This window comes from Leifsonia sp. 21MFCrub1.1, from assembly GCF_900107895.1.
Lineage (GTDB): Bacteria > Actinomycetota > Actinomycetes > Actinomycetales > Microbacteriaceae > Leifsonia > Leifsonia soli.
This window is the reverse complement of sequence record NZ_LT629867.1, coordinates 2,418,623-2,442,501: the sequence shown is the minus strand read 5'-3', so window position 1 is coordinate 2,442,501 and position 23,879 is coordinate 2,418,623. Positions and strand designations below refer to the sequence as shown.

Genomic DNA, 23,879 nt, shown 5'->3' with positions numbered 1-23,879 from the left:
CCAGCTCACGGCCCGGTGCTCAGTGCGAGGGCGTCGTCGATCTGCTTGTCGACCGACTTCAGCCCCGCATCCAGGTCACCGCCCTGGCTCTGGTACTTGTTCCACCAGTCCTGGAGCGACTGCTGGTAGCCGGGGCCGAGCGGGCTCGGCGGCGTGGTCTGGACGTTCTTGTCCGACGCGATGTCGAGGAACGTCTTGTACTGCTCCGAGACCTCCAGCTTCGGCGAGGCGAGCGCATCCTTCGTCGTCGGCACGTTCTTGAGGCCGTTCGCGAGCTTCACGATCGCGTCCGTGTCGGTGGTCAGGTACCGCAGCAGCGCCCAGGCGAGCTCCGGCTGCTTCGAGCCCTTCGAGATGCCGATGATGTTGCCGGTGATGTAGCCGCCGCCGTACAGCTGCGACTGGTCGTCGGCGGTCGGGAACGGCGCCGTGCCGTAGTGCAGGTCCTTGGCCTGGTCGTCGATGAACGCCGTGCGGTATTCGCCGTCGAGGTTCATGGCGACCTGCCCGGTCTGGAAGGCGTTGTCGGCGGAGAACTCCTGGCCGAGCCCGGAGGTGAAGGCGTTGAGCTTGTCCCAGCCGATGGTGTCGACGAACTTCTTCTGCCAGTCGATCAGCTCCTTCCAGCCGGCGCTGGAGCCGACCGCGCTGGTGCCGTCCGACTTCAGCCACTTCGCGTCGGCGGCGGGGCCCACGTGGGCGGCCGAGTTCTCGTACCAGCCCATGGTCGGGTTGAAGCCGAGGGTCTTGATCGAGCCGTCCGGGTTGAACGTCGTCAGCTTCACGGCCATCGACTCCAGCTCGCTCAGCGTCTTCGGCGGAGCGGTGTAGCCGGCGGCCTTGAGCAGGTCGGTGTTGTAGTAGAGGCCGTAGACGTCGGCGAGCATCGGCATCGCGCAGCGGGTGCCCTTGAACTCGGTGTACGACTTCACGGTGTCCGAGAACTGGCTCATGTCGACGCCGTCGCGCTCGATCACCTTGTTGAGGCTGCGGAAGGCGCCGTTCGAGCAGAAGTTGCCGACGATGTCGGTCGAGTACGAGAGTCCGACGTCGACCTTGCTGCCGGTGGCGATCGCCTTCTGCAGCTTCTCGTCGTCCTGCCCGGAGTGGACGTCGACCTTGATCTTCGGGTACTTCTTCTCGAAGTCGTCGACGACGGACTGGATGACCTTCGCCTCGCGGTCGGAGAAGAAGTGCCAGAACGACACGGTGCCGCTGAGGTCCTTCGGGGTGCTCGCGGCGAAGTCGGTGCCGCCTCCGCCGCCGGAGCAGCCGGAGAGGGCGAGCGCGGCGGCGGCGGTGACCGCTGCCGCGGCGATGAGATGGCGGTGTTTCACGGGTGGCTCCCTCACTGTCGGTGGGTGCAGGTGTGGTGGTGCGGGATGCGGTGGTGCGGGTGGATGCGGTGGTGCGGGTGGATGCGGTGGTGCGGTCGCGGGGCGCTACGGTGCGATCCGCGACACTTCGGCGAAGAGCGCGTCGCGCACTTCGCCGATGAGGTGCTCCCGGGCTCCGCGGAGCACCGGGTGGGCGTCGACGCCGGTCGCGACGACGCTGCGCTCGCCCCAGGCGGGGCGGAGTTCTGCGGTGACGAGCTCGGCGAGGCGGTCGCCGCCCGCCGAGCCGGTGGGGCCGCCCAGCACGACCAGTTCCGGGTCGAGCAGGGCGAGGACGGGGACGACGCCGACGGCGACGCGCCGGGCGAGCTCGCCGAGGAACGCCTCCCGCGCGCCGGGGTCGCCGTCGACGTGGCCGTCGGACGTCGGCGAGACTCCGTGACGAGCGGCGAGCCGGGCGACCGCGGGGCCTCCGATGAGGTCCTGCAGGTCGTCGGCGTCCGGGTCGAGCTCGGCGGCCGAGCGGGGGATCGGCAGGTAGCCGATCTCGCCGGCGCCGCCGGACGCGCCGCGGTGGACGCTGCCGCCCTGGTCGACCGACAGGCCGAGGCCGTCGCCCATCCAGAGCAGGGCGAAGCCGCCGGTTCCGTGTCCTGCGCCGTCCGTCCGCTCGGCGAGCGCCGCCAGGTTCACGTCGTTGTCGATGCGCACGTCGATGCCGAGCGCGTCGCGCAGCCGCCGGCCGATGCCCTGCTTGGGCCAGCCGGGGAGCGTCTCGATGTAGGTCAGCTCGTCCGTGCGGGGGTCGAGCGCGCCCTGCACGCCGATGCAGACGGCGCGGACCTGGTGGGGGTCGGCGTCGGCCGCGGCGCACGCTGCGTCGACGGCCGTGCGCACATCCTCTTCCGGGGAGCGGCCGGCGAGCGGGGTGACGGCGATGGGCTGTTCCGCGCCGGAGGCGTCGACGACGGTCGATCGCAGGACCTCCGCGTCGATGTCGACCGCAACGCCGAGCATCCGATCCGTCCGGACGGCATAGCTGGCGGCGTTGGGGCCGCGTCCACCGGAGACCTCGCCGACGACGTGGATGAGCCCGGCCGTCTCGAGCCGTGCGACCATCTGCGCGGCGGTCGGCTTGGAGAGCCCGGAGAGCTCGCCGATGCGGCTGCGGGTGAGGACGCCGTGCTGCAGCAGCAACGACAGCGCCGTGCGGTCGTTGGTCTCGCGCAGCCACCCGGGGGTGCCCCGAACCGGTCCGGTCATCCTCATCCCTTCGTTGGAACGATGCTCTCGCGGAAATGTATCAGGAAAGTTTCTTTATAGTAAAGCTCCTGTTTCCGAATTCCTGTCTGATGGTCCTCTCAGAAAGCCCCGCAGGGTGAACCATCCGCCCCTCGGGCGGCGTGCCCCAGGTGGAAGGGAGCATCCGCTCATGAGAAACACCACCTCACCCACGCGCTTCGCGACGCTGGCGGCCGGAGCCGCCGCCGTCCTCCTGGCGCTCGCCGCCTGCTCGACCACCGGAGGCGGGGGATACTCGGCGCCCGGTTCCGGCGCGTCGACGCCGTCGAGCCCGTCCGGTTCGTCCGGCATCTCCGCCGTCGCCCTGAAGACCGGCTCGACCACGCTCGGCACCGTCGTGGTCGACGGAAAGGGTCTCACCGCCTACGTCTTCGACAAGGACACCGCCGGCTCCGGCATGAGCGTCTGCTCCGGGCAGTGCGCCACCCAGTGGCCGGCGATCGAGACCGGCAGCGCGCATCCGACCGTCCAGGGCGTCACCGGGACCGTCGGCACGATCACCGGGGTCGACGGCAAGAAGCAGGTCACCCTCGACGGCCACCCGCTGTACACCTACGCGGGCGACTCCTCCGCCGGAGACGTCACCGGCCAGGGGTTCGGCGGCATCTGGTGGGTCGTCGGCCCCGACGGCGCGAAGATCACGTCGTCCTCCTCGACGCCGAGCTCCGGAGGCGGCTACACCAAGTGACGCACCGCGCCCGCGCGCTCAGCCGAACGCGCGGGCGTGCTCGACGAGACGGTCGAACGCCGCATCCAGATCGGGGTCGACGCGCTGCCGCTCCTGATCGGCGAGGTACCACTCCACGATCTCCCCGGCGCCGCGCGCGAACGGGACCCGCGCGCTGAACCCGGGCACCATCGCCTTGATCTTGCTGTTGTCGAAGTGCATCGAGTGCGCCTTGTCGCCGACGAGACCGGGGCCGGCCTCCGGGATCACGGCGGCGATCGACTCGCTCGCCACGTGGACGAGCTCCGCCTCCACCCCCAGCGCCTCCGCCAGATAGCAGTAGATCTGATCCCACGTCGGAGCCTCGTCTCCGGTGATGTGGAACGCGTCGCCGACGGCCTCCGGGCGGCCGAGCAGTCCCACGAAGGCCACCGCGAAGTCGGTGTTGTGCGTGATCGTCCAGCGGCTCGTCCCGTCGCCGTGCACCACGACGGGGGCGCCGCGCCGCATCCGCTCGAGGTCCGTCCAGTGCCCGGTCGTCGGGATCATCGTGCGGTCGTAGGTGTGCGACGGCCGCACGATCGTGACGGGGAAGCCGCGCTCGCGGTACGCCTCCATCAGCGCATCCTCACAGGCGATCTTGTCGCGCGAGTACTGCCAGAACGGGTTGCGCAGCGCGGTGGACTCGGTCACCGGCACGCGCGACGGCGGCTTCTGGTAGGCGGAGGCGGAACTGATGAAGACGTACTGCCCGACCCGGCCCTCGAAGAGGTCGAAGTCGGTCGAGATGTGATCGGGCGTGAACGCGAGGAACTCGGCGGCGACGTCGAAGCTGCGCTCGCCCAGCGCGCTGTGCACGCTCTCCGGGTCGCGGATGTCGGCGTGCAGCACCTCGACGCCGTCCGGGAGGGGACGCGTCGAGCTGTTCCCCCGGTTCACGACGGTGACCTCGTGGCCCTGCTCGAGCGCCTCCGCCACGCACGCCGAGCTGATGACGCCCGTCCCGCCGATGAAGAGTGTCCGTGTCGCTGCCATTCCCGCTCCTTTACGCGTCCTGCGTCCCCGATCGGCGGACGTCCGCCCGAATGGCCAGGCTAGTCCGCTGGCCCCGCGCCCGCGAGGCCGGGTCGACCGTCCGCCGGTCCGCGCGTACACTCCTTCGCGAATTCGACCAGAGGAGTCCTCCCACCCGTGTTCCCCCTCCACAGCTGGCCCGGCCTCGCCGTCGCCTGCCTTCTGGCCGTCGTCGTCGCGGTCGCCGTCACGGCCGTTCTGGCGCTGATCCTGCGCCTGATCGGGCGGAGGCGGCAGTGGCCCGAGCTGCTGATCCGTCACGTCCGCGTGCCGTTCCGGCTGTTCCTGGTCGTGATCGTGCTGTGGATCGCGGTGACGGTCAGCATGCCTCCGGAGGTCTCGACGGCCTGGCGGAACGGCATCCACCACACCTTCCTGATCCTCACGATCGCCACGGGCGTGTGGTTCGCCGCCGCCTTCGTCGTATTCGTGGCCGACCTCGGGCTGGCGCGCTATCGGCTCGATGTGCCCGACAACCGGTACGCCCGCCGGGTGCGCACACAGGTGCTCGTCCTCCGGCGGCTCACCATCGTCGCGGCCGTCGTCATCGGCCTGGGCGCGGTGCTGCTGACCTTCCCCGCGCTGCAGGCGGCGGGCGCGAGCCTGCTGGCCTCCGCCGGCGTCATCGGCATCATCGCCGGTGTCGCCGCCCAGTCGAGCCTCGCCAACCTCTTCGCGGGCATCCAGCTCGCCTTCTCCGACGCCATCCGCATCGATGACGTCGTGGTGGTCGAGCAGCAGTGGGGGACCATCGAGGAGATCACGCTCACCTACGTGGTGGTCCACGTCTGGGACGACCGCCGGCTCGTCCTCCCGTCGACCTACTTCACGACCAAGCCGTTCGAGAACTGGACGCGCCAGCACAGCGAGCTGCTCGGCTCCATCGAATTCGACCTGGACTGGCGGGTGTCCACCGGCGGGATGCGCGCCGAGCTGAACCGCATCCTCGCCACCACCGACCTCTGGGACCACCGCACCGCCGTGCTCCAGGTCACCGACGCCGTCGGCGGCTGGGTGCGGGTGCGCGTGCTCGTCACGGCCAAGGACGCACCGACCCTGTTCGACCTGCGCTGCCTGGTGCGCGAGCGGCTCATCGACTGGATGCAGCGATATTCGCCCGCCTCCCTTCCGCGGCAGCGCGTCGAGCTCGCCGAGCCTGCCGAGCCACGTGAGCGGCCGGCCCGCGCCCGCAGCGAGGAGGAGGGACGCCTGTTCAGCGGCACACCGGAGAACGAGCAGCGGGCCCAGCAGTTCACGGATGCCATCCCGATCGTGCGCGACGGGGCGGACGACGGCGAGCCGGGATCCGATCCCGGTGACGGGCCGAGCACGAGCGACGAGGAGAACCGATGACCGACGGACCGGACGAACAGCACAGACGACCGGACGGCGTCGACGACGCGACGGTGGATGCGCTCGGCAGCCTGAGTGAGGCTCTCGAGGTGGTCGAGCACGCGCGCGGACTGCTCTACGGCTTCCACCGGCTCACCGGGAAGGCCGACTTCACCCTCGGCGAGGCCGTCGGCAAGCTGCGCGACGCCGGCCACGCCGACCTCGCCGACCGCATCGAGCGCGAGCTGGTCGGGCGCAATGTCATCGAGGGGCGGTGGACGTTCCAGATCGTCGAGGATTTCGACGACGGGTACTACGCCCTGTTCCGCGAGCTGGAGCGCGAGGCGCGCGACCGGCTCGCCGGCGGCCGGCGCCACCTCTACGAGGCGGAGCTGAAGGAGCAGCGGCGGACGCACGGCGAACCGGGCCACGAGGCCCGGCCGTGACTCAGGAGAGGGATTCGGCCGCCGCGACGATCGTGCCGGTCACGACATCCGGGGCGGCCAGCATCGACACGTGCCCTGCGGCCGTCTCGACGATCGTCGCCTGCGCACGCTCGGACATCCGCCGCTGGAGTGCTGGCGGGATGATGCGGTCCTCGGTGCCGACGACGGACCAGACCGGGAGGCTCTGCCAGGCGGGCGGGCCGGCCGCGATGACGTTGGCGGCGAGCGCGATCGGCCGCTGACCGGCGGCGATCAGATCCTGGTCGGTCTCGGAGAGGTCCTGGGCGAAGAAGTCGCGGACCGTCGATGCCTTCAAGTAGGCGTCCGCGTCGCCCTCCGGCGCCCCGGGGTAGCCGACGATGTCGAGCACCGTCGTCGGGTCCGGGACGTCGAGGGCGGAGCCGGAGCCGCCGAGCAGGCCGACGACGTTCTCGCCCTCGTCGGGGATGAACGCATCCACGTAGACGAGGGCCCGCACATCACCGCCGCCGAGCCCGGCGCCGCTGATGACGGCGCCGCCGTACGAGTGCCCGGCGAGGACGACCGGCCCCTCGGTGTGCTGCGCGAGGAAGGCGGCGACATACGCGGCATCCCCTGTCACTCCGCGGAGCAGGTTCGGCGGGGCGTACACGGTGAATCCCCGCGCGCGGAGGTCCGAGATGACGGGGTTCCAGCTGGAGGCGTCCGCCCAGGCGCCGTGGACGAGGACGATGGTGGGGTTCGGCATGGATGTTCCTTCGCTCTGTGCTGTGAACGGATGGGTGACGCTCTCGGAACGCCGCCAGGCTAGGGGGAGGCCGCGGCGCGCGTCTACCCCTCTGCCGCTCATCGTCGGAGCGCACTCGGCGAACTCACAGGATCAGCGGGACCAACCGCGAGTGCCCGCGTGTTCCATCTACTGACGGCGTCGCAGCCAGCGCGCCGCACGAGGAGGAAACGTGACACAGGACTACCGCAAGGACCCGGAGGCCCTCGCCCAGCTGACACCGCGCCAGTACGCGGTGACGCAGGAGGCCGCCACCGAGCCCGCCTTCCGCAACGAGTTCTGGAACAACCACGAGGAGGGGCTGTACGTCGACGTCGTGTCGGGGGAGCCGCTGTTCGCGTCCGTGAACAAGTACGACAGCCGCTCCGGGTGGCCGAGCTTCACCGTTCCGGTCGAGCCGGGGAACATCGTCGAGAAGGTCGACCGGACCTACGGGATGGTGCGCACCGAGGTCCGCTCCGCCCACGGTGACAGCCACCTGGGTCACCTGTTCGACGACGGGCCCGCCGAGGCGGGCGGCCTGCGCTACTGCATCAACTCCGCCGCTCTCCGCTTCGTCCCGCTCTCCGAGCTCGACGCCGCGGGCTACGGCGACTACACCACGCTCTTCGAGAAGTAAGGACACAGAAAATGACTGAGAAGGCCATCCTCGCCGGTGGGTGTTTCTGGGGCATGCAGGACTTGATCCGCAAGCTCCCCGGTGTGACCAGCACCCGCGTCGGCTACACCGGAGGCGACGTCCCCGACGCCACCTACCGCAACCACGGCACCCACGCCGAGGCGATCGAGATCGAGTACGACCCCGAGCGGACGACCTACCGCGACCTGCTCGAGTTCTTCTTCCAGATCCACGACCCGTCGACCAAGAACCGTCAGGGCAACGACGTCGGCACCAGCTACCGCTCCGCGATCTTCTACGAGAACGACGAGCAGCGCCGCGTCGCCGAGGACACCATCGCCGACGTGGACGCGTCGGGGCTGTGGCCAGGGAAGGTCGTCACCGAGGTGAGCGCCGCGGGTCCGTTCTGGGAGGCCGAGCCGGAGCACCAGGACTACCTGGAGCGCATCCCGTGGGGCTACACCTGCCACTTCGTGCGCCCGGGCTGGAAGCTGCCGAAGCGCGAGACCGCCGCGAGCTGATCCGATACGGGTGCGCGACCGGCCGGGGGACCAGCGTCCACCGGCCGGTCCGCGCCATACTGGGGCCGTGAGCAGCGACAGCGCGGTGACGGTCCGAGGGCTTCGGAAGTCCTACGGGTCGTTCGACGCCGTCCGGGGCATCGACTTCGACATCCACCGCGGAGAGACCTTCGCCCTGCTGGGCCCGAACGGCGCGGGCAAGAGCACGACCATCGAGATCCTCGAGGGATACCGGGACCGGTCGGCCGGCGAGGTCTCCGTGCTCGGGGTCGACCCGGCCGCGGGCGGGACGACGTGGAAGGCGCGGCTCGGGATCGTCCTCCAGACCGGCGCGGAGGCGACGAACGTCACCGTCCGCGAGCAGCTCGCGCACTTCGCGCGCTTCTACCCGTCGCCACGCGACGTCGACGAGGTCATGGCGGCGGTCGGGCTCACCGAGAAGGCGAAGGCCCGGCTCCGCAGCCTCTCCGGCGGCCAGCGGAGGCGGCTCGACGTCGCCCTCGGGGTCATCGGACGGCCCGAGCTGCTGTTCCTCGACGAGCCCACCACGGGGTTCGACCCGGAGGCACGTCACCGGTTCTGGGAGCTGATCCGCTCGCTGAAGCGCGAGGGCACCACCATCCTGCTCACCACGCACTACCTCGACGAGGCTGCCCAGCTCAGCGACCGCGCAGCCGTGATCGCCGAGGGCCGCCTGGTCGACATGGGCGCCATCGACCAGCTCGGGGGAGTGGAGGCCCGCGTCCCGATCGTGCGCTGGCGGGAGGCCGACGGCACCCCGCGCTCCGAGCGCACCGACACGCCCGCCGCCCTCGTGGCGCGGCTGACCGCCGCGGCCGGCGGCGAGCCGTCCGACCTCGAGGTCATCCGGCCGAGCCTGGAGGACGTCTACCTCGACCTGGTCCAGCGGGTGGGAGCAGAGTCGTGAGCGCCGTCGGCCTGGGTCTCGAACGCGCCAGGTACGAGACGATCGTGTACTTCCGCCAGCCGGACACGATCTTCTTCACCTTCCTCTTCCCGGTCGTGATGCTCGGCATCTTCTCCGTGGCGTTCCAGGGAATGGGGAACGTCGGCGCGGCGCCGGACGGCACGGGCGGGATCACCCAGGCCGCGTACTACCTCCCCGCCATGATCGCCGCGGGCATCCTGCTCTCCGGCGTCCAGAACCTCGCCGTCGACATCGCGGGGGAGAAGAGCGACGGCACCCTCAAACGGCTCGGCGGCACCCCGCTGCCGGTGATCTCCTACTTCATCGGGAAGATGGGCCAGGTGCTCGCCACCAGCGTGCTGCAGATCGGCCTGCTGCTCGTCGTCGCCCGGCTCGCCTTCGGCGTCGCCCTCCCGGCCTCCGCCGACCTCTGGCTGCGCTTCACGTGGATCTACCTGCTCAGCATCGTGACGTCCGCCGTGCTCGGGATCGCGCTCTCCGCCATCCCGCGCACCGGCCGCAGCGCGACCGCCGTCATCATCCCGATCGTCCTCATCGTGCAGTTCATCTCCGGCGTCTACATCCCCTTCGGCGTGCTGCCGACCTGGCTGCAGAACGTCGCGAGCGTCTTCCCGCTCAAGTGGATCGCCGAGGGGATGCGCAGTGTCTTCCTGCCGCAGAGCTTCGAGTCCCGGGAGCCCAGCGGCAGCTGGCAGCTCGGCGGGATCGCGATCGTGCTCTCGGTGTGGCTGGTCGCCGGTCTGCTGGCGAGCAGGATCACGTTCCGCTGGATCCGCAAGGACGCGTGAGCCGGGAGCGGATGGACGCGCGAGCGCTCAGCCGCGCTCGAGCAGCACCGCGACCTCCATGTGCCCGGTCTGCGGGAACATGTCGAGCACCCGCCCGGACCGCACCCGGTAGGAGGGCATCCGTGCGAGGTCGTGGGCGAGGCTCTTCGGGTTGCAGCTGGAGTACACGACGCTTCCGACGCCGGATCCCTCGAGCCACCCGGCGAGCTCCGCGCCGATCCCTCGGCGCGGGGGATTGACGATCACGAGCTCCGGAGGCACCGGGGCGGAGAGGGCGAACGCCGTCGCGTCGCCGGCCCGGAACGCCACCTGCGGCAGGCCGGCGGCGGCCGCCGTCGCCCGCGCACTCCGCACGGCCTCCCGGCTGGTCTCCACGCCGACCACCCGTCGTCCCGGCGCGGCGACATGGAGGGCGAACCCGCCGACGCCGCAGTACAGGTCCCACACCGAGGCCGGGCCGATCTCGTCCACCCAGGCCGCCACCTGGCCGTACAGGGCGGTGGCGACGTCGGTGTTGGTCTGGAAGAAGCTCTGCGGGCGCAGTCGGAGCGGCACCGCCCCGACCCGCATCGTGAGCGTCGACTCCCGGGTGAGCACGACCTCCGTGTCGCCCTCGACGACCGCCTTGTGCTCCGGCTGCACGTTGACGGTGACGACGCGGGCGCTCGGCAGGTCGGCGAGCAGCCGGCCGAAACCCGCGCGGACCCGCGCGACGGTCTGATCGGACCGCGCGACGAACCGCACCATGAGCTCGCCGTCCGGCGACTCGGTGACGAGCACGTACTTCAGCTCGCCCCGGCGCTCTGCCACGCGGTACGGCTCCAGCCGCTGCCGGGTGATGAAGCCCGCCAGCACGGGAAGGGCGGCGCGGATCCCGGGCGAGCAGATGCCGCACTCGCGGAGGTCGACTCCGCGTCCTGCCTCGTCGAGGATGCCGATCGTCGGCTGGTCGACCGTGCCGCCGACGACCATCTTGGCCTTGTTGCGATAGCCCGCCTCCGCACTGGCGACCGGCGCGAGCCAGGCGGCGTCGCCGTAGGGGGCGAGCAGCTCCCGGGCCAGGCGGTCCTTGCCGTCGAGCTGCTCCGCGTACGGGACGCCCATGAGCGTGCATGACCGGCACACGCCGGCGTCGAAGTACGAGCAATCCATCGGAGTGCCGATTCTACGGGCCGGTACTGTGACGCGGCTCGGGCGGAGGCGCCGATCACAAAAAAAACCACATCTGTATGTTGTTTTCTCTGTGAACGTGTTGTAACGTGTGGGAAACCAACGGAGGGACACCGCGTGTACGCAATGGAGCGCCAGGGGCTGATCGAGCGGATGCTGCTCGACGACGGCCGCGTCGCCGTCGTCGACCTCGCCCAGCGCTTCGGGGTCACCACCGAGACGGTCCGCCGCGATCTCGACGCTCTCGAGCAGTCCGGGGCCCTCCGCCGGGTGCACGGCGGAGCCGTCGCGGTCGACCGGGTCAGCACCTCCGAGGTCTCCGTCTCCGAGCGCACGGCGCTGCGGGCGGACACCAAGCGGCGCATCGCCGCGCGGGCGCTCGACATCCTCGGAGACGGCTTCCGCGGCTCCCTCTACCTCGACGCGGGAACGACCACCGCCGCCGTCGCAGAGCTCCTGCCCGACCGACTGAGCGGGACGCGCGGCGAAGCCGAGGTCGTCACCCACTCTCTGGCGGTCGCACCGGAACTCGCGGGCGCCGATCGCGTGGCACTGACCGTGATCGGCGGACGGATCCGCGGCGTCACCGCGGCCGCCGTCGGGGCGGGAACGGTTCGGTCCATCCACACGCTGCGACCGGACATCGTCTTCGTCGGAGCCAACGGCGTCTCGGCGGGTTTCGGCCTGAGCACGCCCGACCCGGAGGAGGCGGCGGTCAAGGAGGCCATCGTCCGCGCTGCACGCCGGGTCGTCGTCGTGGCCGACTCCAGCAAGTTCCAGCAGGAGTCCCTCGTCGCCTTCGCGCCGCTCGAAGCCATCGACCTGCTGGTGACGGACGCCGCGCCGGAGGGCGAGCTGGCCGAGGCTCTCGCCGCGGCGGATGTCGAGGTGTGGTCCGCATGATCGTCACGCTCACCGCAAACCCGTCGCTGGACCGCTCCGTCACGCTCGACGCGCCGCTGCTGCCCGGCGCGGTCCAGAGCGCCCTCGGCGCGCGCGAGGACGCCGGGGGCAAGGGCATCAACGTCGCCCGCGTGATCGCTGCGGCCGGCGTGCCGGCGCTCGCGGTGCTGCCCCTCGCCGACGACGACCCGTTCGGCGTCGCCCTGCACTCCGCGGGCGTGGCGACGCGGCCCGTCCCGATCCACGGGCACGCCCGTGCGAATCTCACCATCACCGACCCGGCGGGCGTGACCACGAAGCTGAATCTGCCCGGCACGGTCCTCGAACCGGCCGAGAGCGCGGCGCTGGTGGCGGCCGTCGTCGACGCCTGCGAGGGCGCAGAGTGGCTCGTCCTGGCCGGATCGCTCCCGCCCGGGGCGGCCGATGACCTCTATGTGACCGTGATCCGCGCGGTTCGCGACCGCTGGCTCGGCGACGCTCCGAAGATCGCGGTCGACACCTCGGGCGACGCCCTGCGTGCCGCCGTCTTCGACGGACACCCCGACCTCATCAAGCCGAACGAGCTGGAGCTCGCGGAGCTCACCGGCACGGAACAGCCGGCCGCCGACGACCTGGTCGACGCGGTCCTGGCCGTCGCCCGCCCGCTCGTCCCGGACACCGTCGGCGCCGCTCTGATCACGCTCGGCGCGCACGGCTCCGTCCTGGTCACGGCCGACGGCGCGTTCGTCGCCGAGGTGCCGCGCATCACCGTGCGGAGCACCGTCGGCGCCGGCGACAGCGCGCTGGCGGGCTACCTGCTCGCCGATCGTGCCGGAGCCGACCCCGCGGATCGGCTCGTCGACGCTGTCCGCTACGGTTCGGCCGCCGCATCCCTGCCGGGCACCCAGGCCCCGCGCCCCCTCGATCTGCCGCCGGGCGACATCCGCGTCGCCGCGCTGCATCCCTGAACCCCGACCCCCCCCGAACACCCTGGAGGACACCGTGTCATCGAAGACCATCATCCCCGAACTCGTCGAACTGGACGTCGGCCGCACCGACAAGAGCGAGGTCATCCGCGAGCTCGCCGCGCGCGTCGTCGCACAGGGTCGCGCGACGGATGCCGCCGCCCTGTTCGAGGACGCCTGGGCCCGCGAGCAGAAGGACGAGACCGGACTGCCGGGCGGCATCGCCATCCCGCACGCCAAGAGCGCGGCCGTGACCGTGCCGTCGCTGGCGTTCGCGCGCCTGACGCCCGGCGTCGACTTCGGCGCCTCCGACGGCCCCGCCGACCTCGTGTTCCTCATCGCCGCACCGGCCGACGCGGCCGAGACCCACCTCGCCGTGCTGTCGAAGCTCGCCCGCAGCCTGATGCTCGACGAGTTCACGGCCGGTCTCCGAGCGGCGAAGACGCCGGAGGACGTGGTCGCCCTCGTCGACCAGGCGATCGGCGAGGGAGAGGCCGAGCCCGTGGTCCCCGAAGCCGTCGCGACGCCGGCCGTGCAGACCCGCCCCGACGTCGAGGACGCCCTGCTCATCGACGGCCGGCCGGCGCGCATCGTCGCCGTCACCTCGTGCGCGACCGGCATCGCGCACACCTTCATGGCCGCCGACGCCCTCACCGCCGCCGGGAAGACGTCCGGGGTGGACCTGGTGGTCGAGCCGCAGGGCTCGAGCGGCTACCAGGCGCTGCCGCAGAGCGTGATCGACGCCGCGGACGCCGTGATCTTCGCCAACGACGTGGATGTGCGCGAGGAGGCCAGGTTCGCCGGCAAGCCGGTCGTCCGCTCCGGGGTGAAGCGCGGCATCGAGCAGCCCGCGGCGCTCGTCGCGGAGGCCGTCGCGGCCGCGAAGGACCCGGCGGGCGCCCGGGTGCAGGCGGGCGCCGGCTCGGCGACCGGCACCGCGGCAGCGGCGTCGCAGAACGTCTCGTGGGGCCGCAACATCCAGCGCATCCTGCTCACCGGCGTCAGCTACATGATCCCGTTCGTCGCGGGTGGCGGCCTGCTCGTCGCGATCAGCTTCCTGCCCTTCCTCGGCGGATACGGCATCGCGCTGGCCCACGGCGATGCCGGTGTGAACAACGCCGTGTACACGCTGCAGCACTTCGCGATCTGGAACCTCCCTCCCGAGGGGCTGGGCTACTACCTCGGCGCGATCGCGTTCGAGATCGGCAGCGTGAGCCTCGGCTTCCTGGTGCCCGCCCTCGCCGGCTACATCGCCTTCGCCATCGCCGACCGGCCGGGCATCGCCCCCGGGTTCGTCGCCGGTGCCATCGCCGTCTTCATGAACGCCGGCTTCCTCGGCGGCCTCGTCGGCGGTCTGCTCGCCGGTTTCGCAGCGTGGCTCATCGGGCGGCCGACCGTCCCGCGGTGGCTGCGCGGCCTGATGCCGGTGGTGATCATCCCGCTCGGCGCCTCGATCATCGCCTCCGGGCTGATGCTGCTCATCCTCGGCGCTCCCATCGCCTGGCTGATGACCCAGCTGAACGGGTTCCTCAACGGGCTGAGCGGCGGCGGGGCCATCGTGCTCGGCATCATCCTCGGCCTGATGATGTGCTTCGACCTCGGGGGACCGGTCAACAAGGTCGCCTACGCGTTCGCCGTCGCCGGGCTGGCGCAGCAGACGGACGCCAGCTTCCAGGTGATGGCCGCCGTCATGATCGCGGGCATGGTGCCTCCGCTCGGCATGGCTCTCGCGTCCACCGTGCTGTACCGACGCGGCTTCACGGAGGTCGAGCGCGAGAACGGCGCGGCCGCCTGGCTGCTCGGCGCCTCCTTCATCTCCGAGGGCGCGATCCCGTTCGCGGCGGCGGACCCGCTGCGCGTCATCCCCGCCAACCTGGTCGGGGGAGCCGTGGCAGGCGGACTCGCGATGGCTTTCGCCGTCGAGTCGCGCGCTCCGCACGGCGGCGTGTTCGTCTTCTTCGCCATCGACCCGCTGTGGGGCTTCGCCCTGGCGCTCGCCGCCGGAACGGTCACCACCGCTCTGATCGTCACGGCCCTGAAGCGGTTCACCGCCGCCGGGCGGAAGGCGGACGCGACGTCGGCCGAGGCCGCCGAGTCGCCCATCCCGGAGACCGTGGCCGCCTGACCGCGGCTCCCGGCCACCGCGCGCGCACACACACACACACACAGAACAAGGACACTCCATGACCGAACGTCACGCCACCATCGCCAGCGCCTCCGGCCTCCACGCCCGCCCCGCCAAGCTGTTCGTCCAGGCGGTGCAGGAGAAGGCCATCCCGGTCACGATCGCCGTCGGCGACGGACCCGAACTGGATGCGCGCAGCATCCTGTCGCTCATGGGCCTCGCCGCCGGAAAGGGCACGGTCGTCACCCTGCGCTCGGATGCGCCGGGTGCGGAGGGAGCGCTGGACGACCTCGTCGAGCTGCTCGAGACGGACCTCGACGCCGCCTAGCGGCGAACAGGCGAGAGACCGCCGTGGTGGATGGTGCCCCCAGTAGGATTTGAACCTACGGCCTTCTGCTCCGGAGGCAGACGCTCTATCCCCTGAGCTATGGGGGCCAGGGTGTTCTCCAGGCTAGCATCCCGCCGGCCGCCACCGTGAAATCGGCGGCGGCCGTCGGGCGCGTTCAGGAGGCCGGGAGGTTGCCCAGCACGCTCCCCATGAGCGGGGCCGCGTCACCCGGTTCGAAGAACGCGACGGACTCGGCGACGATCCAGTACGGCCCGCGGAAGATCTGCACCTGGCCCGCGTCGCCTGCTTTGAAGTAGCCCTCCACCTGCGGGGGGACGCCGTAGGTCGGCACCGGCTTCGCGGCGGTGATCGCCGCGTTCTTGAGCGACTCGAGGGCGTCCGACGGCGGCTTGGCGATCGCGATCTGCACGACGTCGCCGCTGGTCTGGTTCTTCCAGGCGCAGGCGACGCCCTCCCAGCCGGCGATCTTCTTCTCCAGAGAGCCGTCCTGCGGCGTGTAACCGGGGTCCGCGCCGAAGTTGGGGTTGTACGCGTACAGCTGGTCCAGCGTCAGAACCTGGTCGCAGGTGATCCCGACCGGAGTGGGAGGCGCGGTCGGCGTCACGGCGGGCAGCGGCGTCGCCGACGTCGTCGGCGTCTTCGTCGCGTGCGCGGAGGCGGCCGGCGTCTTCGACGGCGTCGGCGCCGGAGTGCAGCCGGCCAGCGCGACGGAGGCGACGAGGCCTGCCGCGACGGTCGCGGTCAGAAGGCCGGAGCGGCGGGTGAGTGAAGGCATTTCGGCTTGTCGTCTTCCTGTTCGGGAGCGCGCGTCGCGATGACCCTATCAACTCGCGCACCCGCGAATCCGCCTGGAGCGCCGGAGGGGACGGGCCGCGACGTCGCGGGTCCGTGGCCGCCCGGTAGAATCGATCCTCATGACTCCCGCTGACCTCTCCGCCGCCCTCCTCGACATCGTGACGACGGTGGTCGAGCAGCGACGAGCGGCCGACGCGGAGCTCCCCGAACTCGCTCTCACCGTCGACGACGTGCCCCTGGAGCGGCCGAAGAACCGCGACCACGGCGACTGGGCGTCCAACGTCGCGATGCGGCTCGCGAAGAAGGTCGGCGCGAACCCGCGCGAGCTCGCCGAGCAGATCGCGGCGGCGGCCGCCGGCATCGACGGCGTCGCGTCGGCCGAGGTCGCCGGTCCCGGCTTCATCAACTTCCGCTTGGAGGCCGCAGCCGCCGGCCAGCTGGCCAAGACCATCGTCGAGGCCGGCGACGCGTACGGCCGCGGCGACATCTACGACGGCCTCTCCGTGAATCTGGAGTTCGTCTCGGCCAACCCGACCGGGCCCGTCCACATGGGCGGCGCGCGCTGGGCGGCCGTCGGGGACAGCCTGGCCCGCATCCTGCAGGCCGAGGGCGCCGACGTGACCCGCGAGTACTACTTCAACGACCACGGGTCGCAGATCGACCGGTTCGCGCGCAGCCTGCTTGCGGCCTACCTCGGAGAGCCGACTCCGGAGGACGGCTACGGCGGCGGCTACATCGGCGAGATCGCCGACCGGGTCGTCGAGCGTTACGACGGCGACCTGGCGAGCCTCCCGCGCGAGCAGCAGCAGGAGGTGTTCCGCTCGATCGGCACCGAGCTGATGTTCCAGGAGATCAAGGAGCGCCTGCACGCGTTCGGCGTCGACTTCGACGTGTACTTCCACGAGGACTCGCTGCACGCCTCCGGCGCGGTCGAGCGCGCCATCCAGCGTCTCGACGAGCAGGGGCACATCTTCGAGGCGGACGGCGCCATCTGGCTGCGCACCACCGCCTTCGGCGACGACCGCGACCGCGTCATCATCCGCTCGAACGGCGAGCCCGCCTACATCTCCGGCGACCTCGGCTACTACCTCGACAAGCGCGAGCGCGGCTTCGAGCAGAACATCATCATGCTGGGTGCCGACCACCACGGCTACATCGGCCGCATGATGGCGATGGTCGAGGCCTTCGGCGACGTCCCGAACGTCAACCTGCAGATCCTCATCGGCCAGATGGTGAACCTGGTGAAGGACGGCGAGCCGGTGCGCATGTCCAAGCGGGCGGGCACCATCGTCACGCTCGACGACCTGGTGGATGCGGTGGGCGTCGACGCCGCCCGCTACGCCCTGGTGCGCTCCTCGACCGACTCGCAGCTCGACATCGACCTCGACCTGCTGACCAAGCGCAGCAACGAGAACCCGGTCTACTACGTGCAGTACGCCCACGCGCGCACCCGCTCGGTCGCCGCGAACGCCGAGAAGGCAGGCGTCGACCACAGCGTCTTCGCGCCGGAACTGCTCACCCACGAGACCGAGTCGGCACTGCTGGGCGGCCTCCAGGAGTTCCCGCGCGTCGTCGCGCAGGCGGCCGAGCTGCGCGAGCCGCACCGGGTCGCGCGCTACATCGAGGAGCTCGCGGGGCTCTACCACGCGTGGTACGCGGTCCGCGACGGCTCCACGCGTGTGCTCCCGCACGGCGACGAGCCCGTCACCGACCTGCACCGCACCCGCCTCTGGCTGAACGACGCGACCGGCCAGGTCATCCGCAACGGCCTCGGCCTGCTGGGTGTCTCCGCGCCGGACCGGATGTGACGACCGGATGAGCGACGACACCACCCAGGTGATCCCCGAGCCGCAGGCGCCGGGGCCGCAGGCGACAGCGCCGAGCCGCCGGCGACCGCGGTGGCTGCGCCTCCTGCTCGCCATCGGCATCCCGGTGGCCGTGGTGGTCATCCTGCTCGTGGTGGCCGACACCGCCGTCCGCGCCTACGCCGAGCAGCGGGTGTCCGACGAGATCGAGAAGAACCTCCCCGCCGACATCCGCGGTGAGGTGACGACGCACATCGGCGGCTTCTCCGTGCTGCAGCAGTACCTCTCCGGCTCGTTCCAGCGGGTCGAGCTGGACGCGCCGAAGCTCGTCGTGCAGGGGGCCCCGCTGAGTGCGAAGGTCGTCGCCACGGGCGTCCCCGCCGACTTCTCGAAGCCGATCGCCGACGCGACCGGCACCTTGCGCATCGACCAGACGTCGCTGAACACCCTGGTGAAGATCCCCGGTGCGACCGGCGACATCACTCTCGGCGACGGGACGATCGGCTACGACGGGAAGATCGACCTGCTCGGGCTCCCCGTGGGCTACACGGTGACCGCGACGCCGGAGGCGGCGGGCTCGCAGGTTCTGCTGAAGCCGGACAAGGCCAACCTCACGACGGGCGCGGGAGACGTGAACCTCAGCCGTCTGCTCCAGGCCCTCACGTCGCAGGGGCCGTTCCCCGTGTGCGCCGCGCAGTACTTGCCGGCGGGCGTCCAGGTGTCCGACATCCGGGTGACGCCGGGCCATGCGACCGTCGAGCTGACCGCGAGCGACTTCGTCCTCGACCAGAAGTTCCTCAACAGCAAGGGGAGCTGTTCGTAACACGCACCGAGCGTGCCGTGCAGCCTGGATAGACTTCTGCTGTCATCTCCACCGGCTTCAGGGGCCAACCCGGGTCCGCTCGCCTAGGAGACCCCCACTCGTCGCCACCCGTGAGGTTCCCTATGGCTGATTCCGTCGCTGCGTCCAACCCGCTCGCCCCGCCGTGGCTGCACGTGCCGGCGGATGCGAACGCCCTCGCCGCGGGCCTCTGGTCGCGCACGGCCGATCGCGCCGGCGGAGAGCTCGTCGTCGGCGGTGTGACCGCGACCGCACTCGCCGCCCGCTTCGGCACGCCGCTGTACGTCGTCGACGAGGAGGACGCCCGGGCACGCGCCGTCGAGGTGCGCGAGGCGTTCGACCGCGCCTTCGCCGAGATCGGGACGGCCGCGAAGGTCTACTACGCCGGCAAGGCGTTCCTCAGCGTCGAGGTGGCGCGGTGGATGTCGGAGGCGGGTCTCAACATCGACGTCTGCAGCGGAGGCGAGCTGGCGGTCGCCCTGGCCGCCGGCGTCGACCCGGAGCGGATCGGCTTCCACGGCAACAACAAGTCGCTCGCCGAGATCGACCAGGCCGTCGCGGCCGGCATCGGCGCCATCATCATCGACAGCGTGCAGGAGATCGGCCGGGTCGCCGCCGCCGCGGACCGCCACGGCGTGCGCCAGAGCGTCCGGCTGCGGGTGAACAGCGGCGTGCACGCCCACACCCACGCGTTCCTCGCCACCGCCCACGAGGACCAGAAGTTCGGGATCGCCCTGGAGCACGCCGCCGAGGCGGTCGCGCTGATCCGCTCCCACGCCTCCCTCGCCTTCCGCGGCCTGCACTGCCACATCGGCTCGCAGATCTTCGGCGCCGACGGGTTCGCGGAGTCCGCCGCCCGCCTCCTCACCCTTCACAAGGAGCTGCTGGCCGGCGGCGACGTGCCCGAGCTGAACCTCGGCGGCGGATTCGGCATCGCGTACACGTCCGCCGACGATCCCGCGCCGATCGGCGAGCTCGCCCGCCGCATCGCCGAGACCGTCGCCGCGGGATGCGAGGAGCTCGACATCCCGACTCCGGTCGTGGCGTTCGAGCCGGGCCGGTCGATCATCGGGACCGCCGGGCTCACCCTCTACACGGTGGGCACGACGAAGGACGTCCCCGTCGCCTTCCAGGACGACGGCGAGACCGCGGTCCGCCGCTACGTCAGCGTCGACGGCGGGATGAGCGACAACGCCCGTCCCGCGCTCTACGGCGCCGACTACTCGGCCAGGATCGCGAACCGCGTCTCGCCGGCCGCGCCCGGCCTCGTCCGGGTCGCCGGGAAGCACTGCGAGAGCGGCGACATCGTCGTCGACGCCGAGTACCTCCCGGCCGACGTCGAGCCGGGCGACCTGCTCGCGGTCCCGGCGACGGGCGCATACTGCTGGGCGCTGTCCAGCAACTACAACCACACCGGGCGGCCGGCGGTCGTCGCGGTGCGCGACGGGGAGGCCAGGGTGATCGTCCGCGGCGAGACCATCGACGACCTCCTCGCGCGGGACGCCGGCTACACGGCGCCCGCATCCACCCTCTCCGCGTCGAAGGAGCGCAGCCAGGCATGATCGAGTACCGCAACCTCCGCGTCGCCCTGCTCGGGGCCGGCTCCGTCGGATCGCAGGTGGCCCGCCTGCTGCTCTCGCAGGGCGACGAGTTCGCCTCCCGCATCGGCGCCCGCCTCGAGCTGGTGGGCATCGCCGTCCGCGACGTGGATGCGCCGCGCGACACCGAGCTGCCGCGCGAGCTCTTCACCACCGACGCCTCCTCGCTGATCCTCGGCGCCGACATCGTCGTGGAGCTGATGGGCGGCATCGAGCCGGCCCGCGGCTACGTGCTGGAGGCGCTGAACTCCGGTGCCGACGTCATCACGGCCAACAAGGCCCTGCTGGCCACGCACGGGCCGGAGCTGTTCGACGCCGCAGAGCAGGTCGGCGCGCAGCTCTACTACGAGGCGGCCGTCGCCGGAGCGATCCCGATCATCCGCCCGCTGCGCGACAGCCTCGCCGGCGACCGCATCAACCGCATCCTCGGCATCGTCAACGGCACGACGAACTTCGTGCTCGACCGCATGGACGTCAACGGAGAGACGCTCCAGGACGCGCTGGCGACGGCCACCGACCGCGGCTACGCCGAGGCCGACCCGACCGCCGACATCGGCGGGTACGACGCCGCGCAGAAGGCGGCGATCCTGGCGAGCCTGGCGTTCCACACCGTCGTGCCTCTCGACCGCGTCTACCGCGAGGGCATCACCGGCGTCACCAAGGCGCAGGTGGATGCGGCGCGCGAGGCCGGAGCTGTCATCAAGCTGCTGGCGATCTGCGAGCGCATGACCGATCCCGAGACGGGGGAGGAGGGCGTCTCCGCCCGCGTCTACCCCGCCCTCATCAGCCGGGACCATCCTCTCGCCGCCGTGCACGGTGCCCACAACGCAGTCTTCGTGCAGGCCGCCGCCGCCGGTGACCTCATGTTCTACGGCGCAGGGGCCGGGGGAGTCGAGACGGCGTCCGCCGTGCTCGGCGACGTCGTGTCCGCCGCCCGGCGGCACGTGGTCGGCGGGCCGGGCGTCGCCGAGTCCACGCACGCAGACCTGCCGGTGCTCGACATCGGACGCGTCGTGACGCGCTACCAGATCACGCTCGACGTCGAGGACCAGCCCGGCGTGCTCGCCGCGGTGGCCCGCATCCTCAGTGACGGCGGGGTCAGCGTCGAGACCGTGCAGCAGTCCGTGCCGAGCACGACGGGGCCCGTCGTGCTCGCCGGAGCGGCGCCCGCGGCGGCCGGGCCGATTCACGGCGGCGGGACGGCCACCGCTACCCTGGTGATCGGCACCCACGAAGCCGAGGAGGCCGCGCTCGCGGCCACCGTCGAGGCTCTCGCGGCGAGCGACGTCGTGATCGCCATCTCTTCCGTTCTCCGAGTCGAAGGATCGTAATGCCCCAGCCCAAGGCCTACAGTCGTCAGTGGCGCGGCGTCCTCCGCGAGTACGCGGACCGCCTGAACATCTCCGACGCCACTCCGATCGTCACGCTGGGCGAGGGCGGAACCCCGCTCATCCCCGCCCCGGCGCTCTCCGCGCGGACGGGCGCGGACGTGTACGTGAAGTTCGAGGGCATGAACCCGACCGGGTCCTTCAAAGACCGCGGCATGACCATGGCGATCTCGAAGGCCGTCGAGCACGGTGCGAAGGCGGTCATCTGCGCCTCCACCGGCAACACCTCGGCATCGGCCGCCGCCTACGCGACGCACGCGGGCATCCAGGCCGTCGTGCTCGTGCCCGAGGGCAAGATCGCGATGGGCAAGCTCAGCCAGGCGATCGCGCACAACGCTCAGCTGCTGCAGGTGCAGGGCAACTTCGACGACTGTCTCGACATCGCGCGCGAGCTGGCCACGAACTACCCGGTGCACCTGGTGAACTCGGTGAACCCGGACCGCATCGACGGGCAGAAGACCGCCGCCTTCGAGGTCGTGGAGGCGCTGGGCGACGCCCCGGACTTCCACCTGGTCCCGGTCGGCAACGCAGGCAACTACACCGCATACCACCGCGGGTACAGCGAGGAGCTGCAGCGCGGCGAGGCGACCAAGCTGCCGCGGATGTTCGGCTTCCAGGCGTCGGGGAGCGCTCCGATCGTCCTCGGCCACGCCGTGAAGGACCCCGACACGATCGCCACCGCGATCCGCATCGGCAACCCGGCGTCGTGGGAGCTCGCTCTGAACGCCCGCGACGACAGCGACGGCTGGTTCGGCGCGATCGACGACGCCAAGATCCTCGAGGCGCACCGCATCCTGTCCGCTGAGGTCGGCATCTTCGTCGAGCCCGCGTCCGCCATCAGCGTCGCCGGGCTCCTGGAGCGCTCGGAGGCCGGCGTGATCCCGGCCGGAGCGACCGTCGTCCTCACCGTCACGGGCCACGGCCTGAAGGACCCGCAGTGGGCCCTCCGCACGGCCGACGGGTCCGATGTCCAGCCCACCGTCGTCCCGGTCGACACGACCGCCATCGCCGACGTGCTCGGCCTGGCGCCCGCCGGGCAGACCTCCGCCGCCGAGGCGACCGCGTGACCACGCCCGACCTCCGCGGCCGGACCGTCGCGGTCAAGGTTCCGGCGACGAGCGCCAACCTCGGCCCGGGATTCGACACGCTCGGCCTCGCTCTCGCGCTGTACGACGAGCTCGAGGTCTCCGTCCGCGACGAGCCCGGCGCGACCGTCGAGGTCACCGGTGTCGGCGAGGGCGAGGTGGCGACCGACGAGAGCAACCTCGTCGTCCGCGCCATCGCGCACACCTTCGAGGCGGTCGGCGTCCCGCTGCCCGGCCTGAACCTGCGGGCGCGCAACAGCATCCCGCACGGCCGGGGGCTCGGCTCCTCCGGCGCGGCCATCGTCTCCGGCATCATGGCCGCGAAGGGCCTGCTCGACGGCGTCGTCGACCTGGATGCGCAGACCCTGCTGGCCCTCGCGAACGACATGGAGGGGCACCCGGACAACGTGGCTCCGGCCCTGTTCGGCGGCCTCACCATCGCCTGGGTCACCCCGGAGGGCCCGCGCTTCAAGAAGCTGATCGTGCACCGCGGCGTCTCTCCGCTCGTGCTCGTCCCCGAGACGGTGATGTCCACCGCGCTCGCCCGCAGCCTCCAGCCGCAGTCGGTGCCCCACGAGGACGCCGTCTTCAACGTCTCCCGCTCCGCCCTGCTCGTCGCGGCCCTCATCCAGAGCCCCGAGCTGCTGCACGCGGCGACCGAGGACAAGCTCCACCAGAGCTACCGCGCCTCGGCCATGCCGGAGACCGACCGGCTGATCACGCTGCTGCGCGAGAACGGCTTCGCCGCCGTCGTCTCGGGCGCGGGGCCGTCCATCCTGGTGCTCGGGAGCGACCCGAGCCAGCGTCTGGCCGCTGCGCGCCTCGTCGAGGAGTCCGCGGAGACCCGCTGGCAGCCGCTCATGCTCGCGGTCGACTTCAAGGGCGCGACGGTCTCCCGGGTCGCCGACGAGTCCGGCGCGACCCGGACGGACACGCCAGCGGCCTAGGTCCGATGGCCCCACCGCGAGGTGGTAAACTGCAGTCGCACCCGTGAAGAACCCGCGTCACGAGCGAATTCCGCTTCCGGGTGATCTCCTAGCAATCATGCCGTCACTCCTGCCTGCCTTCCCGGTTC

At 71.4% G+C, this 23,879-nt stretch carries 23 protein-coding genes and 1 tRNA gene; 17 read left to right on the top strand and 7 right to left on the bottom strand.

What is annotated here, in order from left to right:
- Window positions 1–5: 5 nt before the first annotated feature.
- Together BLW09_RS11620 and BLW09_RS11615 are read right to left on the bottom strand one after the other, a co-directional pair.
- The gene (locus BLW09_RS11620) at window positions 6–1,337 is read right to left on the bottom strand and encodes an extracellular solute-binding protein (RefSeq protein WP_089912669.1); all 1,332 of its coding nucleotides are present in this window, start codon (window positions 1,335–1,337) and stop codon (window positions 6–8) included.
- A 105-nt stretch (window positions 1,338–1,442) separates the two neighbouring features.
- Complete coding sequence (locus BLW09_RS11615) at window positions 1,443–2,600, bottom strand: ROK family transcriptional regulator (RefSeq protein WP_089912666.1); 1,158 nt, start codon at window positions 2,598–2,600, stop codon at window positions 1,443–1,445.
- A 169-nt stretch (window positions 2,601–2,769) separates the two neighbouring features.
- Between BLW09_RS11615 and BLW09_RS11610 the strand changes: the two genes are divergently transcribed.
- Window positions 2,770–3,327: a COG4315 family predicted lipoprotein gene (locus BLW09_RS11610; RefSeq protein ID WP_089912664.1), complete on the top strand. Its 558-nt coding sequence runs from the start codon at window positions 2,770–2,772 to the stop codon at window positions 3,325–3,327.
- Between the two features lie 18 nt (window positions 3,328–3,345).
- Here the strand turns inward: BLW09_RS11610 and BLW09_RS11605 are convergent, their stop codons facing one another.
- Window positions 3,346–4,341 (bottom strand): SDR family oxidoreductase, encoded by a 996-nt coding sequence (locus BLW09_RS11605; protein WP_089912661.1) that lies wholly within the window; start codon window positions 4,339–4,341, stop codon window positions 3,346–3,348.
- 156 nt (window positions 4,342–4,497) lie between these two features.
- On the opposite strand from BLW09_RS11605, the gene BLW09_RS11600 reads away from it, so the two are divergent.
- Both BLW09_RS11600 and BLW09_RS11595 read left to right on the top strand, forming a co-directional pair.
- The gene (locus BLW09_RS11600; RefSeq protein WP_089912659.1) at window positions 4,498–5,733 is read left to right on the top strand and encodes a mechanosensitive ion channel family protein; all 1,236 of its coding nucleotides are present in this window, start codon (window positions 4,498–4,500) and stop codon (window positions 5,731–5,733) included.
- On the top strand, window positions 5,730–6,158 hold the full coding sequence (locus BLW09_RS11595) for a hypothetical protein (RefSeq protein WP_089912656.1): 429 nt from the start codon (window positions 5,730–5,732) through the stop codon (window positions 6,156–6,158). Before BLW09_RS11600 ends, BLW09_RS11595 begins: the two co-directional genes overlap by 4 nt.
- Before the next feature lies 1 nt (window position 6,159).
- On the opposite strand, the gene BLW09_RS11590 is transcribed toward BLW09_RS11595, so the two are convergent.
- A complete protein-coding gene (locus BLW09_RS11590; protein WP_089912653.1) occupies window positions 6,160–6,885 on the bottom strand; it encodes an alpha/beta fold hydrolase in 726 nt (241 codons plus the stop codon).
- Between the two features lie 211 nt (window positions 6,886–7,096).
- Between BLW09_RS11590 and msrB the strand changes: the two genes are divergently transcribed.
- The 4 genes from msrB (at window position 7,097) to BLW09_RS11570 (ending at window position 9,801) form a co-directional block, all read left to right on the top strand.
- Complete coding sequence (msrB, locus tag BLW09_RS11585) at window positions 7,097–7,543, top strand: peptide-methionine (R)-S-oxide reductase MsrB (protein ID WP_089912651.1); 447 nt, start codon at window positions 7,097–7,099, stop codon at window positions 7,541–7,543.
- Between the two features lie 11 nt (window positions 7,544–7,554).
- Window positions 7,555–8,064 (top strand): peptide-methionine (S)-S-oxide reductase MsrA, encoded by a 510-nt coding sequence (gene msrA / locus BLW09_RS11580; RefSeq protein ID WP_089912648.1) that lies wholly within the window; start codon window positions 7,555–7,557, stop codon window positions 8,062–8,064.
- A gap of 67 nt (window positions 8,065–8,131) precedes the next feature.
- Window positions 8,132–8,992 (top strand): ABC transporter ATP-binding protein, encoded by an 861-nt coding sequence (locus BLW09_RS11575; protein ID WP_089912645.1) that lies wholly within the window; start codon window positions 8,132–8,134, stop codon window positions 8,990–8,992.
- Window positions 8,989–9,801, top strand: coding sequence for an ABC transporter permease (locus BLW09_RS11570; RefSeq protein ID WP_089912642.1), 813 nt, complete (start codon window positions 8,989–8,991; stop codon window positions 9,799–9,801). The genes BLW09_RS11575 and BLW09_RS11570 overlap by 4 nt, the downstream gene beginning before the upstream one ends.
- Window positions 9,802–9,828: 27 nt before the next feature.
- On the opposite strand, the gene rlmC is transcribed toward BLW09_RS11570, so the two are convergent.
- On the bottom strand, window positions 9,829–10,953 hold the full coding sequence (gene rlmC / locus BLW09_RS11565; RefSeq protein WP_089912639.1) for a 23S rRNA (uracil(747)-C(5))-methyltransferase RlmC: 1,125 nt from the start codon (window positions 10,951–10,953) through the stop codon (window positions 9,829–9,831).
- Window positions 10,954–11,088: 135 nt separating this feature from the next.
- Here rlmC and BLW09_RS11560 point away from each other — a divergent pair, with 135 nt between their 5' ends.
- From BLW09_RS11560 to BLW09_RS11545, 4 genes are read left to right on the top strand one after another with little or no spacing between them, the layout of a single operon-like run.
- A complete protein-coding gene (locus BLW09_RS11560) occupies window positions 11,089–11,874 on the top strand; it encodes a DeoR/GlpR family DNA-binding transcription regulator (protein ID WP_231946814.1) in 786 nt (261 codons plus the stop codon).
- Entirely contained in the window at window positions 11,871–12,821 is a 951-nt protein-coding gene (locus tag BLW09_RS11555) for a 1-phosphofructokinase family hexose kinase (protein ID WP_172824201.1), read from the top strand. The genes BLW09_RS11560 and BLW09_RS11555 overlap by 4 nt, the downstream gene beginning before the upstream one ends.
- 34 nt (window positions 12,822–12,855) lie before the next feature.
- Window positions 12,856–14,943, top strand: coding sequence for a PTS fructose transporter subunit IIABC (locus BLW09_RS11550; RefSeq protein WP_089912629.1), 2,088 nt, complete (start codon window positions 12,856–12,858; stop codon window positions 14,941–14,943).
- A 58-nt stretch (window positions 14,944–15,001) separates the two neighbouring features.
- A complete protein-coding gene (locus BLW09_RS11545) occupies window positions 15,002–15,271 on the top strand; it encodes an HPr family phosphocarrier protein (protein ID WP_089912627.1) in 270 nt (89 codons plus the stop codon).
- 31 nt (window positions 15,272–15,302) lie between these two features.
- On the opposite strand, the gene BLW09_RS11540 is transcribed toward BLW09_RS11545, so the two are convergent.
- Window positions 15,303–15,378: transfer RNA gene (locus BLW09_RS11540), tRNA-Arg, on the bottom strand.
- A 68-nt stretch (window positions 15,379–15,446) separates the two neighbouring features.
- Window positions 15,447–16,067 carry an iron ABC transporter ATP-binding protein gene (locus BLW09_RS11535; RefSeq protein WP_089912624.1) on the bottom strand — a complete coding sequence of 207 codons (621 nt, stop codon included), beginning with the start codon at window positions 16,065–16,067 and terminating at the stop codon, window positions 15,447–15,449.
- Between the two features lie 139 nt (window positions 16,068–16,206).
- Here BLW09_RS11535 and argS point away from each other — a divergent pair, with 139 nt between their 5' ends.
- The 6 genes from argS to thrB all read left to right on the top strand — a co-directional run bounded on the left by argS (window position 16,207) and on the right by thrB (window position 23,751).
- Window positions 16,207–17,895: an arginine--tRNA ligase gene (gene argS / locus BLW09_RS11530; protein WP_089912622.1), complete on the top strand. Its 1,689-nt coding sequence runs from the start codon at window positions 16,207–16,209 to the stop codon at window positions 17,893–17,895.
- 7 nt (window positions 17,896–17,902) lie between these two features.
- A complete protein-coding gene (locus BLW09_RS11525; protein WP_089912620.1) occupies window positions 17,903–18,715 on the top strand; it encodes an LmeA family phospholipid-binding protein in 813 nt (270 codons plus the stop codon).
- Between the two features lie 122 nt (window positions 18,716–18,837).
- Window positions 18,838–20,295 (top strand): diaminopimelate decarboxylase, encoded by a 1,458-nt coding sequence (gene lysA, locus BLW09_RS11520; RefSeq protein ID WP_089912617.1) that lies wholly within the window; start codon window positions 18,838–18,840, stop codon window positions 20,293–20,295.
- On the top strand, window positions 20,292–21,662 hold the full coding sequence (locus tag BLW09_RS11515) for a homoserine dehydrogenase (protein WP_089912613.1): 1,371 nt from the start codon (window positions 20,292–20,294) through the stop codon (window positions 21,660–21,662). The genes lysA and BLW09_RS11515 overlap by 4 nt, the downstream gene beginning before the upstream one ends.
- A complete protein-coding gene (gene thrC / locus BLW09_RS11510; protein ID WP_089912611.1) occupies window positions 21,662–22,786 on the top strand; it encodes a threonine synthase in 1,125 nt (374 codons plus the stop codon). The genes BLW09_RS11515 and thrC overlap by 1 nt, the downstream gene beginning before the upstream one ends.
- Window positions 22,783–23,751: a homoserine kinase gene (gene thrB, locus BLW09_RS11505; protein ID WP_089912609.1), complete on the top strand. Its 969-nt coding sequence runs from the start codon at window positions 22,783–22,785 to the stop codon at window positions 23,749–23,751. The genes thrC and thrB overlap by 4 nt, the downstream gene beginning before the upstream one ends.
- Window positions 23,752–23,879: the final 128 nt, after the last annotated feature.